This is a genomic window from Luteimonas chenhongjianii (assembly GCF_002327105.1).
Lineage (GTDB): Bacteria > Pseudomonadota > Gammaproteobacteria > Xanthomonadales > Xanthomonadaceae > Luteimonas > Luteimonas chenhongjianii.
Map to the genome: position 1 here is coordinate 834,827 of NZ_CP023406.1, position 15,105 is coordinate 849,931.

Consider the following 15,105-nt stretch of genomic DNA (forward strand, 5'->3'; position numbering starts at 1 on the left):
GCGCGGCGCCGGCGCACGTAGAATCCGCCCATGCAGACTGCCCGCCCGATCCCGTGACTCCCGCCGACGCCGCGCTGCGCGCCATCGGCTGGCCATTCGACGGGGCGCCTTCGGGCGCATGGGCGCAGGTGATGGAAGCCCATCCGCAGGCGCTGCCGATGCGCGTGGTCGAACAGCACCGCTCGGGGTATCTGGTCGCCGGCGCGCCGGGCGAGGCGATCCCGGTCGAGTCGCTGCCCGAGTGGCTGCGCCGGAGCGGATATCGCAAGGGCACGATCGCGCCGGAAGACCGCGCCGCGGTCGGTGACTGGGTGCTGGTCGAGGACGGCAAGCGCATCGTCGCGATGCTGCCCCGGCGCAGTGCGATCAAGCGCGCGGCGGCCGGCGAGCACTACAAGCAGCAGCTGATCGCCGCCAACATCGACACCGTGCTCGTCGTCTGCGGACTGGACGCGGATTTCAATCCGCGGCGCATCGAGCGCTACCTGCTGCTGGTGCAGGGCGGCGGCACCCCGGTGATCGTGCTGACCAAGGCGGACAAGCCCGAGGCCGACATCGCTGCGGCGGTCGAGGCGCTGACCGAGATCGCGGGGCTGGGTGTTGCGGTGGTGCCGGTCAACGCGCGCGATCCCCGCAGCGTCGAGGGCCTGCATCGCTGGCTCCGGCCCGGCATGACCGCGGTGCTGGTGGGCAGTTCCGGCGCCGGCAAATCGACGTTGACCAACAGCCTGCTCGGCACCGAACGGATGAAGACCGCGGCGGTGCGCGAGACCGACGACCGCGGTCGCCACACCACGACCTATCGCGCGCTGATCCCGCTGCCATCGGGCGCCTGCCTGATCGACACGCCCGGCATGCGCGAACTCAAGCCGACCGGCGAGGAAGACCTTGCCGAAGGCGGGTTCGCCGATGTCGAGGCGATCGCCGCGCAATGCCGGTTCCGCGACTGCACGCATGGCAGCGAACCGGGCTGCGCGATCCATGCAGCGGTGGAAGCGGGCATCCTCGAACCGCGCCGGGTCGGCAACTACCTCAAGCTGCGCGACGAACTCGCCGGCGCCGCCGGCCAGCTGGCGACCCGCCTGGCGCAGAAGGCCGAGACCCGCCCCGCGGGCAAGCCGGCCCCCAAGAGCGGGGGGCGTCCCGGAGTGAAGCCGGCGAAGCGCGGGTCCGACTGGACCCGGGACGAGTAAGCCGCGCGCTGGGATTGCGTGGGATCGGCCTTCGCAGCGCCGGTCGCCCTCACCCCAACCCCTCTCCCAGAGGGAGAGGGGCTCCGGCGCCCCGAGCCGCCGCTCCGCGCTCAAAGCCCCTCTCCCCCCGGGAGAGGGGTTGGGGTGAGGGCCGACGCTCGCGCCGACCCCAGCCCGCGCAGCCCCGACAACACAGCCGCCCGAGCCGCCGCTCCGCGCTCAAAGCCCTCTCCCCCCCGGGAGAGGGGTTGGGGTGAGGGCCGACGCTCGCGCCGACCCCAGCCCGCGCAGCCCCGACAACACAGCCACCCGAGCCGCCGCTCCGCGCTCAAAGCCCCTCCCCCCCCGGGAGAGGGGTTGGGGTGAGGGCCGACCTCGCCCCGATGCCAAGTCCGCGCAGCCTCGGCCGCGCAGCCTCGGCCGCGCAGCCCGCCCCGCGCTCAAAGCCCCTCTCCCTCCGGGAGAGGGGTTGGGGTGAGGGCCGACGCCCGCGCCAATCCCAGGTCCACGCCCAATCTGCGCTCAAAGCCCCTCTCCAACGGGCGGGGGAGTGAGAGCAGCCCCCGAAACTGCGCCCGATGCACAACGCTGCCGACGCCCACTGGCGCTCCCGATCGGCTAGCGTGACCGCATCGTCCACCGGAGGCGCGAATGCCCCACGCCATCGCCCACCACGCCGTCCTCGATGCGCGCATGGTCGCGGCCACTCGCGGGCTGCGGCTGCTGAGTCTGGCGAGCTGGCCGGCGCAGACCCAGCAGGCGTTCCTCGGTGCGCTCGCCGCCGGGCGGCGGGCGATGCCGGTGGTGCGCTACCCCGCGCTCGACTTCTCCGATGCCCGGCGCGAGCTGGACGCCATTGCCGCGGCCGCCGATCGCGACCACCCGCTGGGCGCCTACATCGCCGAATCGGCGCAGGTCTGGACCATCACCGCGCAGCTGCTCGAATCGCTCGGTTCCGACAGGGCATGTGGCCATGCGATCGCCCTGTACGGCCGCCCGGACGTGGACCTGCCCGGGAGCACGCTGACCACCCGCGACGCGGCGGGCCACTTCATCCGGATCGCCAACGAGCTCGACCCCCGCCTGCTCGCCGCCGCCGAGCGGCCGACCCTCGATGCGTCCACCCTGCAGGCGCAGCTGCAGAACGATCTCGACGCCTATTTCGGCGGGCGCGTCATCACGGTCGAACTCGACCCGGAAATGATCGCCAAGGCCGCGGCCGGCGCCTACCGGCTGCGGCTGCGCAGCGACGCACGCTATTCGATCCACGACCGCGAGCAGCTGCTGCAGCACGAAGCGTTCGTGCATTCGCTGACCGCGCTCAACGGCCGCGAACAGTCAGTGCTGCCGAGCATGGCGATGTCGTCGCCGCGCACCACCTGCACCCAGGAAGGCCTGGCGGTGTTCGCCGAGCAGATCACCGGCAGCATCGACATCGACCGCATGAAGCGCGTGAGCCTGCGCATCGAGGCGATCGCGCTCGCGCTGGCGGGCGCCGATTTCCTGCAGGTGTTCGATTATTTCCGCGACGAAGGCCAGGCGACGAACGAGAGCTTCGCATCCGCGCAGCGCGTGTTCCGCGGGGTGCCGCTGACCGGCGGCCATGCCTTCACCAAGGACGCGGTCTATCTGCGCGGCCTGATCGAGGTGCATACCTTCTTCCGCCAGTCGCTGGCGCGGCGGAAGTTGCCGCTGTGCCGGCAGTTGTTCGCCGGCAAGATGACCCTCGACGATGTCGTCCGGCTGTCGCCGCTGTTCGAGGCCGGCACGCTGGCGCCGCCGCGCTGGCTGCCACCGTGGCTGGAGCGCGCCGGTGGCCTGGCCGGGATGCTGGCTTTCTCGCTGTTCGCCAACCGGATCCGGCTCGACAAGCTGTAGCCGGCCGCCGCGCGACTGCCTGCGAGGGCGTCGCAATACGCGCTGCGATGCACACGGTCGCCGGCCTGCATAGGACGCCGGCGGCAAGGGACCCGCGCGCGAGAAGGTTAGAATCGCCTTCGCATTCTTCTTTCCGAGCAGACCCAAGCCGATGTCCAACGACGAGTTTCGCCAGGCCGCCCTCGACTACCATCGCTCGTCGCCGCCGGGGAAGATCACCGTCAGCGCGACCAAGCCGATGCTGACCCAGCGCGACCTGGCGCTCGCCTATTCGCCCGGCGTGGCCTTCGCCTGCGAGGAGATCGTCAAGGATCCCAACGCCGCCAGCGAGCTCACCGCGCGCGGCAACCTGGTCGCGGTGATCTCCAACGGCACCGCGGTGCTGGGCCTGGGCGACATCGGCGCGCTGGCCGGCAAGCCGGTCATGGAAGGCAAGGGCGTGCTGTTCAAGAAGTTCGCCGGCATCGACGTGTTCGACATCGAGATCGACGAGCGCGATCCCGACAAGCTCGTCGAGATCATCGCCTCGCTCGAACCGACCTTCGGCGGCATCAACCTCGAGGACATCAAGGCGCCCGAGTGCTTCATCGTCGAGCGCAAGCTGCGCGAGCGGATGAAGATTCCGGTGTTCCACGACGACCAGCACGGCACCGCGATCATCGTCGGCGCGGCGATCGTCAACGCGCTGGAGATCGCCGGCAAGAAGATCGAGGAGGTCAAGCTCGCGACCACCGGCGCCGGCGCCGCGGGCATCGCCTGTCTCGACATGCTGGTCGCGCTCGGCCTCAGGCCGGAGAACATCCTCGCCTTCGACCGCGACGGCGTGATCCACACCGGCCGGCCCGACCTCGATCCCGACAAGGCCCGGTACGCCCGCGACACACCCGCGCGCGCGCTGGCCGAGATCGTCGACGGTGCCGACGTGTTCCTCGGCCTGTCGGCCGGCGGCATCCTCAAGCCGGAAATGGTCGCCACCATGGCGCCGCGTCCGGTGATCCTGGCGCTGGCCAATCCGTATCCGGAGATCATGCCCGAGGACGCCAGGCGCATCCGCCCCGACGCGATCATCGCCACCGGCCGCTCGGACTTCCCCAACCAGGTCAACAACGCGGTCTGTTTCCCGTACATCTTCCGCGGCGCGCTCGATGTCGGCGCCACCGGCATCAACGAGGCAATGAAGCTCGCCTGCGTGCACGCGATCGCGCAGCTGGCCAAGGAAGAAGCCAGCGACCTGGGCAGCGCCTATGGCGAGGAAATCCCCAGCTTCGGCGCGGAGTACATCATTCCCCGTCCGTTCGACGCGCGACTGCTGACCATCGTCGCGCCGGCCGTGGCCCAGGCGGCAATGGACTCGGGCATTGCCCTGCGTCCGATCGAGGATCTGCGTGCGTATCGCGAGAAGCTCGGCCAGTTCATCCATCGCACGGGCCTGGTGATGAAGCCGATCTACGATCGCGCCCGCAGCGACCGCCAGCGCATCGTCTACGCCGAGGGCGAGGAGGAAGTGGTGCTGCGCGCGGTGCAGACCGTCGTCGACGAAGGCCTGGCCACGCCGGTGCTGATCGGCCGCCCCGACGTGATCGAGATGCGTATCCAGCGACTCGGCCTGCGCCTGGTCGCAGGCCGCGATTTCGAACTGACCAACATCAACGACGACCCGCGCTTCAACGACTACTGGCAGCACTATCACGCCATGACCGCGCGCCGTGGCGTCACGCCGGAGTCGGCCAAGAACCTGCTGCGCTCGCGTCCCTCGCTGATCGCCGCGATCATGGTCGACCGTGGCGAGGCCGACGCGATGATCACCGGCATCGTCGGCCGCTTCCACAAGAAGCTCGGCTACGTGCGCAGCGTGCTGGGCCTGGACCCCGGCCTGCAGAGCACCTCGGCGATGACCGGCGTGGTCAACGACCAGGGGCTGTGGTTCTTCGTCGACACCCACGTGCAGCCCGACCCGACCGCCGAGCAGATCGCCGAGAGCACCATCCAGGCCGCCTACCGGCTGAAGCTGTTCGGCATCGAGCCGAAGATCGCGCTGCTGTCGCACTCCAACTTCGGCAGCCACGACGACCCGAGCGCACGCAAGATGCGCGCCGTGCGGGAGATCCTCGTGCGCCGCGCGCCGAAGCTCGAGTTCGACGGCGAGATGATGGGCGACACCGCCTGGGACGAATCCCTGCGCCGGCGCATGCTGCCCGACACCACGCTCAGCGGCCGCGCCAACCTGTTCGTGTTCCCGAACATCGACGCCGCCAACATCACCTACAACATGATCCGCATGATGACCGGCGGCGTCGCGCTCGGTCCGATCCTGATGGGCGTCAACAAGCCCGCACACATCCTCACCCCGTCGGCCACTCCGCGCCGGGTGATCAACATGACCGCCATCGCCGCGGTGGACGCGCAGATCCGCAAGGCGCAGCTGCTGGAAGGCTGAGCGGCCTTGGCCGCGCCATGAGTGTTCTGGCGCGGTGACTCGCACGTTCTGGTGGCCGAGCAGCAGCCCGCGCGAGTCGGCATCGCCTCGGCGGCTGCCCTCACCCCCACCCCTCTCCCAAAGGGAGAGGGGCTCGGCGCGGCGCGCGGCGCGGGTGGCTCAGCGACACGGACTTGAAGCCCATCGCCTCTCGCCCCGCGTCCGGCCCCCCCGATTCTCAAGCCCCTATCCCCCGGGAGAGGGGTGAGGGGTGAGGGCACCCGCCCACGCAGCGTCCGGCCCCCGCAACTCTCAAGCCCCTCTCCCCCCGGGAGAGGGGTTGGGGTGAGGGCAGCCCCCGGCGCAGCGTCCGGTCCCTCGCGAATCTCAAGCCCCTCTCCCCCCGGGAGAGGGGTTGGGGTGAGGGCAGCCCCCCGGCGCAACGTCCGGCCTCGCAACTCTCAAGCCCCTCTCCCCCCGGGAGAGGGGTTGGGGTGAGGGCCGCCCCCGGCGCAGCGTCCGGCCTCGCAACTCTCAAGCCCCTCTCCCTCCGGGAGAGGGGTTGGGGTGAGGGCAGCCCCGGCGCAGCGTCCGGCCCCCCGGACTCTCAAGCCCCTCTCCCAAAGGGAGAGGGGCTCTGCGCGGCGCGGCGCGGGCGGCTCAGCGACGCGGACTTGAAGCCCATCGCCTCTCGCCCCGCGTCCGGCCCCCGCAACTCTCAAGCCCCTCTCCCCCGGGAGAGGGGTTGGGGTGAGGGCAGCGCCCGGCGCCGCAAAGCTCACACTCCCGTGCCGCCGGAGCAGGGCCGGGAGGCCCAACCAGGCAGCACGCGCGCGGATGCGCCCCGTGGGGGATGCCAAAGACAGATGCTGCAGGCGCCATCGGCCGCAGCCGACCCGCTGCAATGCAACGAAGCATCCAGCCAACTCCGGCACGCGCACGCGCCGTTCCACGAATCTCGCGCTATGCGGCCATCAGCCGCCGCACGATGTCCGGCAGCAGCGTCAGCTCGTCCTTGAACACCAGGGCGTCGCCGACCGGGAGTTCTTCACCCGGCACGCCGATCGCCGAGCCGGTGAGGAACACCACCGGCACATCCGGCAGGGCCGTGCGCGCCATCGCCATGGCCTGGGCGCCGGAGAATCCGGGCAGGTTGACGTCCGAGAGCACCAGCTGCGGCCGGAATTCGCGCAGCAGGTCGGCCAGGCCGGCTTCGCCGTAAGCGCGCCGGCACTCCACGTCCATGCCCGCATCGTGCAGAGCGAGTTCGGTGAGCTCGGCGTCGTCGGGCGAGTCGTCGACGATCAATACCCGCAGCGGCGCCGGCCCTTGCATCACTCTTCGACGGGCGTTTCGTTGAGCACGGCCCAGAACTTGCCAAGCGTGCGCACCGCGTCGAAGAACTGGTCCACATCCACCGGCTTGACCACGTAGGCGTTGACGCCGAGGTCCCAGCTGCGCGCCAGGTCGCTCTCTTCGCGCGACGAGGACAGGATCACCACCGGGATGTGCTGCAGCGACTCGTGTTCGCGCAGCTGCTTGAGCACTTCCAGGCCGTCCATGCGCGGCATCTTGATGTCGAGCAGCAGCACCGCGGGATCGCCATTCTTGCGGCCTTCGAACTTGCCCCGGCGCAGCAGGTAGTCCAGCGCGTCCACGCCGTCCTCGACGTGCACGATCGGATTGGCCAGATGCGCCTCGCGCAGGGCATCGATCGCCATCTCGGCATCGTGCGGGCTGTCCTCGGCGAGGAGGATGGTGCGGATTTCGCTCATGTCAGGATTTTTCCGGGTTTGGAAGAGACGCCGGCGTCATGCGCGGACGCAGGCAGGGTGAAGTGGAACGTGGCGCCCTGGCCCACGGCGGATTCGGCCCAGATACGGCCGCCATGGCGTCCCAGAACGCGCCGCACGCTGGCCAGGCCCACACCGGTGCCGGGGAACTCGGTGGCCGAGTGCAGGCGCTGGAACACGCCGAACAGCTTGCCGGCGTACTGCATGTCGAAGCCGGCGCCGTTGTCGCGGATCAGGAACTCGTAGCCGCCCTCATCGAGACGCTTGCACTCCACCTGGATGCGCGCCGGCTCGACGCCGCTGCTGTACTTGACCGCATTCCCCAGCAGGTTGAGCCACACCTGGCGCAGCATGTTCTCGTCGCCGACGACGATCGGCAGCGGCGCCACCGACCATTCGATGCGGTGCTGGGGATTCTCGGCGTGCGCGTTGCTGTCGAGCATCGCGCGGGTGTCGGCGACCATCGACTGCAGGTCCACGCTCTGCAGGCGCATGGCGTTGCGGCCCAGGCGCGAATACACCAGAAGATCGTCGATCAGCGCGGACATGCGCTTGGCCGAGGAGCCGATGACGCCCAGGTAGTGCCGGGTCTTGTCGTCCGCCTGGTCGCCCAGGTGCCGGCCCAGCTTGTCGGCGAACCCGGCGATATGGCGCAGCGGCGCGCGCAGGTCGTGGGAGACCGAGTAGCTGAAGGCCTCCAGCTCGCGGTTCACGTCCGAAACCTGCTCCACCTTGCCTTCCAACTGGCGGTTGAGCTCGCGGATCTGGCGTTCGCTGATGGTCTGGGCGGTGATGTCGGACGCGGTGATCAGGGCCACCGCATCGTCGCGGTCGGGCAGCGGCATGCGCCGCGCGTTGAGCAGCATGGTGCGCTCCGCACCGTCGACGGTGGGCTGGGTGAGCCGGTAGTCCCACAGCTCGCGGCCGCGTGCCAGCACGTCATGCAGTCGGCGCAGGGTGTCGGCGTCGTTCCACGCGCCATCGCCGATGTCGGCCAGCTTGCGTCCGCGGACCTGCTCGTCCACCGCGTAGAGCTCGGAGAACGCGGCGTTGTGCATCACCACGCGCTGCTCGGCATCGATCAGCACGATCGGCTCGCGCACGCTGTCGAGCACCGCCGCCGCCCGGCCACTGGCCTGGCTGGCCTGGCGTTCGGCCTCCACGCGCCCCGACTGCTGGCGCACCGCGAAATAGCCGGTTCCCAGCAGCAGCAGCAACTGCACGATCATCGCCGTCCAGCTGGCGAGAGTGGCCTGCTGCGAGGCGCGGGCGGCCGCGTTCTGGCGCTCCGCGAGCAGCGTTTCCTCCGCCTCGATGATCTCCTGCACCTGCTGCTGGATCGTATTGAGCATGATCATGTCGTCGATCTGGCGGTTGGTGGCCGCCGGACCCGCGCGCAGCACCGCGTCGATCCGCTCCAGCCGCTGCTCCAGCGCGCTGCGCAGCGCGCCCAGGCGCACCTGCTGCGCCGGATTGTCGCGAGTCAGCTCTACCACGAGATCGAGGTTGGGCATCACCCGGTCGCGGGACTCCTCGATGCGCCGGGTGAGGATGGGGGTGTCGATCCCCCGGCTGCGGGCAACGGCTGCGCCTTCCAGGCTGCGTGCATCCGCCGCCACCCAGTGGATCAGGGTCTCGACCTCGCGGGTGTGCACCACGTCGGCCGTGGCTTGCTCGGCTTCTCGGGTGGCGGCGCGGATGATCAGGAACGGGCCGATCACGATCAACGCGACCAGCAGCCCGAGCACGGGCATGCGCCAGCGGCTGAAAGGCAGGAGCACAGCGGAGTTCGGCATCGGCAGTTGGACTCGGACGCGGGCGTCAGGGCGCGCAATGATGCCGCATGTTCCCCTGAACACGGGATCATGCCGAGGCCCGGCACGCCTGGCAATCCACCGTGCGCCCCCGTCGGGTACCCGGTGTCAGCTTTGTTAGAATCGGGGGTCCGATCGACCCCCATACACCGCGGCCAAGCGTGCCGCGCCGGAGCGCACATGAATTGGCTGAACGACGTCCTGCAGAACGACCCCGATCCGACCGAAAGCCGTGAGTGGGTCGAGTCGCTCAAAGCGGTCATTGACGCAGGCGGTCCCGAGCGCGCCCATCAGCTGCTGGAGAGCATGGTCGAGCTGACGCGCCGCGCCGGTGCGCATCTGCCGTTCGCGCCGACCACCGAATACGTCAACACCATCCCGGCCCATCTCGAGCCGAAGATGCCCGGCAACGCCGAGCTCGAATGGCGCATCCGCTCGATCATCCGCTGGAACGCGATGGCGATGGTGGTGCGCGCCAACCGCAAGCCGGGTGACCTGGGCGGCCACATCGCCAGCTTCGCCTCCTCGGCCACGCTGTACGACGTGGGCTTCAACCACTTCTTCCGCGCGCCGTCGGCCGATCATCCGGGCGACGTCGTCGCAACCCAGGGCCACAGCTCGCCGGGCATCTACGCCCGCTCGTTCCTCGAAGGCCGCTTCACGCAGGACCAGCTCGAGCACTTCCGCATGGAAGTCGACGGCCAGGGCATCTCGTCGTATCCGCACCCCTGGCTGATGCCCGATTACTGGCAGGTGCCCACGGTCTCGATGGGCCTGGGCCCGATCGCCGCCATCTACCAGGCGCGCTACTGGAAGTACCTCGAAGCGCGCGGCCTGATGCCCAAGTCCGACCGCAAGGTGTGGTGCTTCATGGGCGACGGCGAGACCGACGAGCCCGAAAGCCTCGGCGCGATCTCGGTTGCCGGCCGTGAGGGCCTCGACAACCTGGTCTTCGTCATCAACTGCAACCTGCAGCGCCTCGACGGCCCGGTGCGCGGCAACGGCAAGATCATCCAGGAACTCGAAGGTGGCTTCCGCGGCGCCGGCTGGAACGTGGTCAAGACCATCTGGGGCAGCTACTGGGATCCGCTCCTGGCGAAAGACAAGGACGGCATGCTCAAGAAACTGATGATGGAGACCGTCGACGGCGAGTACCAGAACTGCAAGGCCTTCGGCGGCGCGTACACGCGCGAGCACTTCTTCGGCAAATACCCGGAAACCGCCAACCTCGTCGCCAACCTCAGCGACGACGACATCTGGCGCCTCAACCGCGGCGGCCACGATCCGCACAAGGTGTTCGCCGCCTACCAGAACGCGATGGACACCAAGGGCCAGCCCACGGTCATCCTCGCCAAGACGGTCAAGGGCTATGGCTTGGGCAGCGCCGGTGAAGCGCTCAACCCCACCCACAACACCAAGAAGCTCGACGACGAGGCCGTGCGCACCTTCCGCGACCGCTTCAAGATTCCGGTCAGCGACGCGGCGCTCAAGGACGGCGAGATTCCGTTCTATCACCCGGGCAAGGATTCCGAGGAAGTGCAGTACATGCTCGAGCGCCGCCAGGCGCTGGGCGGCTTCCTGCCGCAGCGCCGCCGCAAGAGCACCGAGTCGCTCAAGGCGCCCGAGCTCAAGGTGTTCGACCGCCTGATGCAGGACACCGGCGAGCGCAGCATCAGCACCACCATGGCCTTCGTGCAGTCGCTCTCGATCATCCTGCGCGACAAGCAGGTGGGCCCGCGCGTGGTGCCGATCGTCGCCGACGAGGCCCGCACCTTCGGCATGGAAGGCTTGTTCCGCCAGCTGGGCATCTACGCCCCGCAGGGCCAGAAGTACAAGCCGGTCGACCGTGACCAGCTCTCGTACTACCGCGAGGACGCGGCCGGCCAGGTGCTGGAAGAAGGCATCACCGAAGCCGGCGCCTTCGCCAGCTGGATGGCGGCGGCGACGAGCTACAGCACCAACGACGTGCAGATGCTGCCGTTCTACATCTACTACTCGATGTTCGGCTTCCAGCGCATCGGCGACTCCGCCTGGCAGGCCGCCGACATGCGCGCCCGCGGCTTCCTGCTCGGCGCCACAGCGGGGCGCACCACGCTCAACGGCGAAGGCCTGCAGCACGAAGACGGCCACAGCCACCTGCTGGCCGGCGCCATCCCCAACTGTCGCGCCTACGACCCCACCTTCGCCGGCGAAGTGGCCGTGATCCTGCACTACGGCATGCAGCGCATGCTCGACCAGCAGGAAGACGAGTTCTTCTATCTCACCCTGATGAACGAGAACTACAGCCACCCGGCGCTGCCAGAGGGCGCGGCCGAGGGCGTCATCAAGGGCATGTACCTGCTCAAGGATGCCGGCAAGCCCAAGAAGGGCGAGCTGCGCGTGCAACTGCTGGGCTCGGGCACCATCCTGCGCGAGGCCATCGCCGCCGCCGAGCTGCTGGACAAGGACTTCGGCGTGACCGCCGACATCTGGTCCTGCCCCAGCTTCACCGAGCTGCGCCGTGATGGTTGGGACGCCGAGCGCTGGAACCGCTTCAACCCCGAAGCCAAGATCCCGCGCAAGGCCTACGTCACCCAGCTGCTCGAAGGCCGCCAGGGCCCGGTCATCGCCGCGACGGATTATGTGCGCGCGTTCGCCGACCAGATCCGCGCCTTCGTCCCGGCCACGTACACCGTGCTCGGCACCGACGGCTTCGGCCGCTCGGATACCCGCGCCAACCTGCGCCGTCACTTCGAGGTCGATCGTTACTACATCGCCCAGGCGGCGATCGAGGGGCTGATGAAGGACGGCAAGATGACCGGCAAGGATGTCGCCCGGGCGATCAAGTTGTACAAGATCGATCCGGAGAAGGTGAATCCGGTTGGGGTTTGACGCGGATACGAACTTGAAGCTAAACAAGAAGGCGGCCATGGGCCGCCTTCTTGTTTTTTGGGGCTATCAGACAAGCTCAGTAGCTCCCTGAAGTGGCGCCTGTGCTCGGCGCCCGCCACTAAAACCGTGTTACATCGGCAAGACGTGACCGAACTGGAGTAGAAATGCCTACAAGGACTGAACGCGGCGGGCCATTCCCTACCACCGTAAGCGCGGCGCCAAACAAAGATTTCTTCGTTCACATGCTCGTCCGAGACATCGAATTGGGCGACGCGATCCTCGATCTCTTAGACAACTGCGTCGATGGGATCGTCAGGAGTGTTGGCGAAAGCCTGAAGAAAGATAAGCCTTACGCTAAGTATTACGCCGAAATTACTCTTTCGCCCAAAAAGTTCGAGATCCGTGACAACTGCGGCGGCATACCGCTGGAGTTGGCAAAAACCAAGGCATTCCACATGGGGCGGCCCCCAGAGCATCGAGAAGATGCTGCTACCGTCGGAATGTATGGAATAGGCATGAAAAGGGCGATCTTTAAGATCGGCCAGCGATGCGAAGTAATGTCAAAGAACAAAAATGACGCCTTTGAAGTTGAGATAACTAAGAAATGGCTTTCAGAGGCAGAAAACTGGGATCTTCCCATTCGTCGCCTTGACCCGAATGAGGTGACGATCGATGGAACCACCATCAGCATCGATGATCTAAAGCCTGAAGTGGCTAGGAAGTTTGACGAGAGCAAGGATGCGTTTGTAAGCGACTTCAGGACATTTGTGTCTCAGCATTACGCCCTGATCTTGCAAAAAGGTTTTCGCGTCAAAGTGAACGGGGTCAAGGTGGATCCAGTTTCCTTCGAGCTCCTGGGTGCTCCGTCTGTGCTAACCAAGAAAAGCGGGCCAAGACTGACGCCGTATCTTTTTCAAGGTGACATAGGAGGCGTCGACGTAACTGTGGCTGTAGGCCTCTATAGAAGGCTTCCAGACGAAGATGAAGTCGAGGCTGAGAAGGAGGAGAGGGCTAGTAAGGATGATGCCGGCTGGACAATTGTTTGTAACGACAGAATCGTCATTTACAAAGATAAAAGCAGGCTAACGGGATGGGGCGAAGCGGGTGTGCCGAGCTATCACGGTCAATTTATTGCAATTACCGGGATAGTAATTCTACATTCGAAGGACCTCTGGAAGCTCCCTCTCACAACGACAAAACGTGGAATAGATCAGTCATCAGACACATACGCGATAGTCAAGGACTATATGCGTGAGGGGACTAAATATTTCACTAAGTTCACTAACAAGTGGAAAAAATTCCCGGACGAAGTGAAGAAAATATATAAGTCTTCGGAGTTGATGCCTCTTGACTCGATAATTGAGAGCATTCCGCCTTCTGCGAGGACTGTGGTTCGCGCTACTTCCAAAGGCGTCAATTCAGCTACTCGTTACGCTCCTGATTTGCCCCAGCCTGTAGCTGGGAGTCTAGATGCGCGAGTTTCATTCGTTAGACCTAAGTCCTCTATTTCTATTCTCGGAGAAGCGTTGTTCGACGATCCCGATGCGAAGCCTGCGGACGTGGGGGCTGCCTGCTTTGATCGTGTTCTTAGAGATATCGAGGATGTGAAATGACAAAGCAGGCTTTCTCGTACGCGGTACGGCCTGGGAAATTTATCGATAGAGCTTTGTTCGTCGAGCTTCTGCAGCATGTGGACCGATATGTTTCAGTTAGGAGGGCGGCTTATATCGGGTTTGGTGGGCCGTGTTTGGAGGACCACCGGGTTATTCACAGCGCGTTCGGCATCAAGAAGCTCGTGTCAATTGAGCGGGACGGAGATATCTTTAGGCAGCAGATTTTCAATAAGCCGCTTCGTGAAATAAGATGCTTGAACATGGATGCAAAGGACTTCTTGGACGAGTTCGATGCCGAGATGGCTAGAGCAAAAATCGCGCCTAGTCTTAATAAGATCGCCTGGCTTGATTACGAGGCTCCTGGTGAACTAATGCATCAACTGCAGTCTCTCCAGGCGCTTATTAAGCTACTTGACGACGGCGATGTCGTTCGAATCACATTGAATGCAAACGCGTCGTCCTTGGGCGGTCACCAAGAAGGCGAAGCTGAGGAAGATTTTCGTGCGAGACGAATGGAGAAGCTAATGGCTAGGCTGGGAGATTTCGCGCCTGAGGGAATCTCTGCCGAATCAACGCAACATGCTGGATATTACAAAGTCCTTCTCAGCGCTGTCCGGGTTGCCGCATCTCGCGCGACTGCAAACTCAGGCAGGACTTTCCTTCCATTGCTCACTGTGCATTATTCGGATGGACAAGCAATGCTGACGGTCTCTGGTGTCGTACTGCAGGACGGCAACGTGTCTAGCTTCTTGCGCGCCTCGGATTTAAAGAGTTGGGCTCACTACGCGGGCAACTGGGCTGAAGCGGAAAAAGTCTCTGAGGCACCTAGCTTGACGCTGAGGGAGCGCTTTCATTTCGATCAAGTCATGATGCGCTCGACCGGAAAATTGCCCTCAAGACTGGCGTACCTTGAAAAAATTCAAAGCTCGACTCCTAAGAAGTTGATCGCTCGCTACAGGAGATACCAGAGATTCTTTCCGAAATTCCAAAATGTGGATATCTAGGATTTCGGGTAAAGCATTTTTCTTAGATTATCCTCGAGTTCGATGAGGTCCTGGGTCTGGCACTGCCAGATAGTTATTACTTCCCATCCAAGGCCGGCCAAAAGCTGATTGTTTCTTAAGTCGCGCGCAATATTTTTTCTAAACTTATCTTCCCAGAAAGAATTATTAGTTGAGGGGGCGCTGGCTTTTCGACAGTTCTGGTGCCGATGCCAGAAGCATCCGTTGACAAATATTCACAGTCGCCGAGATGGGAAAACCAGATCGGGTGTTCCCGGAAGATCCTTTCGATGAAGTCTGAAGCGCGCGCCCAACCGGTGCGCGATCCTACGAACAATCAGCTCGGGTTTAGTATCTTTCGCCCGTATGGACCGCATAAGAGCACTTCTGGCTTCTTTTGATAATCGGTCTGTCATAGCTAATAATTAGTAATTACTAGAGTCCTAAGTTGGGCGGCGTCGCTGCCACCGGCGGTGTTCCGCAGCCGAATCGCGTGAGCTGCACGATCGACAAAGGTTCAGATGCC

The 15,105-nt window shown here is 65.3% G+C and carries 10 protein-coding genes; 6 read left to right on the plus strand and 4 right to left on the minus strand.

What is annotated here, in order from left to right:
- Positions 1-53 precede the first annotated feature (53 nt).
- The 3 genes from rsgA (at position 54) to CNR27_RS03785 (ending at position 5,508) form a co-directional block, all read left to right on the plus strand.
- Positions 54-1,193 carry a ribosome small subunit-dependent GTPase A gene (gene rsgA / locus CNR27_RS03775; RefSeq protein ID WP_245815743.1) on the plus strand — a complete coding sequence of 380 codons (1,140 nt, stop codon included), beginning with the start codon at positions 54-56 and terminating at the stop codon, positions 1,191-1,193.
- Positions 1,194-1,844: 651 nt separating this feature from the next.
- A complete protein-coding gene (locus CNR27_RS03780) occupies positions 1,845-3,071 on the plus strand; it encodes a peptidase MATCAP family protein (RefSeq protein ID WP_096297004.1) in 1,227 nt (408 codons plus the stop codon).
- 151 nt (positions 3,072-3,222) lie between these two features.
- A complete protein-coding gene (locus CNR27_RS03785; protein WP_096297005.1) occupies positions 3,223-5,508 on the plus strand; it encodes an NADP-dependent malic enzyme in 2,286 nt (761 codons plus the stop codon).
- Between the two features lie 942 nt (positions 5,509-6,450).
- On the opposite strand, the gene CNR27_RS03790 is transcribed toward CNR27_RS03785, so the two are convergent.
- From CNR27_RS03790 to CNR27_RS03800, 3 genes are read right to left on the minus strand one after another with little or no spacing between them, the layout of a single operon-like run.
- Positions 6,451-6,822: a response regulator gene (locus tag CNR27_RS03790; protein WP_096297006.1), complete on the minus strand. Its 372-nt coding sequence runs from the start codon at positions 6,820-6,822 to the stop codon at positions 6,451-6,453.
- Positions 6,822-7,262: a response regulator gene (locus CNR27_RS03795; protein WP_096297007.1), complete on the minus strand. Its 441-nt coding sequence runs from the start codon at positions 7,260-7,262 to the stop codon at positions 6,822-6,824. The genes CNR27_RS03790 and CNR27_RS03795 overlap by 1 nt, the downstream gene beginning before the upstream one ends.
- A complete protein-coding gene (locus CNR27_RS03800) occupies positions 7,259-9,076 on the minus strand; it encodes a sensor histidine kinase (RefSeq protein WP_096297008.1) in 1,818 nt (605 codons plus the stop codon). Before CNR27_RS03800 ends, CNR27_RS03795 begins: the two co-directional genes overlap by 4 nt.
- A gap of 198 nt (positions 9,077-9,274) precedes the next feature.
- Here CNR27_RS03800 and aceE point away from each other — a divergent pair, with 198 nt between their 5' ends.
- The 3 genes from aceE (at position 9,275) to CNR27_RS15165 (ending at position 14,582) form a co-directional block, all read left to right on the plus strand.
- Positions 9,275-11,965, plus strand: coding sequence for a pyruvate dehydrogenase (acetyl-transferring), homodimeric type (gene aceE / locus CNR27_RS03805; RefSeq protein WP_096297009.1), 2,691 nt, complete (start codon positions 9,275-9,277; stop codon positions 11,963-11,965).
- Between the two features lie 164 nt (positions 11,966-12,129).
- Positions 12,130-13,578: an ATP-binding protein gene (locus tag CNR27_RS03810; protein WP_096297010.1), complete on the plus strand. Its 1,449-nt coding sequence runs from the start codon at positions 12,130-12,132 to the stop codon at positions 13,576-13,578.
- On the plus strand, positions 13,575-14,582 hold the full coding sequence (locus CNR27_RS15165; protein ID WP_157745248.1) for an O-methyltransferase: 1,008 nt from the start codon (positions 13,575-13,577) through the stop codon (positions 14,580-14,582). The genes CNR27_RS03810 and CNR27_RS15165 overlap by 4 nt, the downstream gene beginning before the upstream one ends.
- 233 nt (positions 14,583-14,815) lie before the next feature.
- Here the strand turns inward: CNR27_RS15165 and CNR27_RS15665 are convergent, their stop codons facing one another.
- Complete coding sequence (locus tag CNR27_RS15665) at positions 14,816-14,995, minus strand: hypothetical protein (protein ID WP_281253071.1); 180 nt, start codon at positions 14,993-14,995, stop codon at positions 14,816-14,818.
- Between the last annotated feature and the right edge of the window lie 110 nt (positions 14,996-15,105).

Excerpts from the sequence above, each read along its gene's own strand:
- aceE (WP_096297009.1), top strand. The coding sequence starts at position 9,275 with ATGAATTGGCTGAACGACGTCCTGCAGAACGACCCCGATCCGACCGAA.
- CNR27_RS03800 (WP_096297008.1), bottom strand. The coding sequence starts at position 9,076 with ATGCCGAACTCCGCTGTGCTCCTGCCTTTCAGCCGCTGGCGCATGCCC.
- CNR27_RS03785 (WP_096297005.1), top strand. The coding sequence starts at position 3,223 with ATGTCCAACGACGAGTTTCGCCAGGCCGCCCTCGACTACCATCGCTCG.
- CNR27_RS03790 (WP_096297006.1), bottom strand. The coding sequence starts at position 6,822 with ATGCAAGGGCCGGCGCCGCTGCGGGTATTGATCGTCGACGACTCGCCC.
- CNR27_RS03810 (WP_096297010.1), top strand. The coding sequence starts at position 12,130 with ATGCCTACAAGGACTGAACGCGGCGGGCCATTCCCTACCACCGTAAGC.
- CNR27_RS03795 (WP_096297007.1), bottom strand. The coding sequence starts at position 7,262 with ATGAGCGAAATCCGCACCATCCTCCTCGCCGAGGACAGCCCGCACGAT.
- CNR27_RS15665 (WP_281253071.1), bottom strand. The coding sequence starts at position 14,995 with ATGACAGACCGATTATCAAAAGAAGCCAGAAGTGCTCTTATGCGGTCC.
- CNR27_RS03780 (WP_096297004.1), top strand. The coding sequence starts at position 1,845 with ATGCCCCACGCCATCGCCCACCACGCCGTCCTCGATGCGCGCATGGTC.
- CNR27_RS15165 (WP_157745248.1), top strand. The coding sequence starts at position 13,575 with ATGACAAAGCAGGCTTTCTCGTACGCGGTACGGCCTGGGAAATTTATC.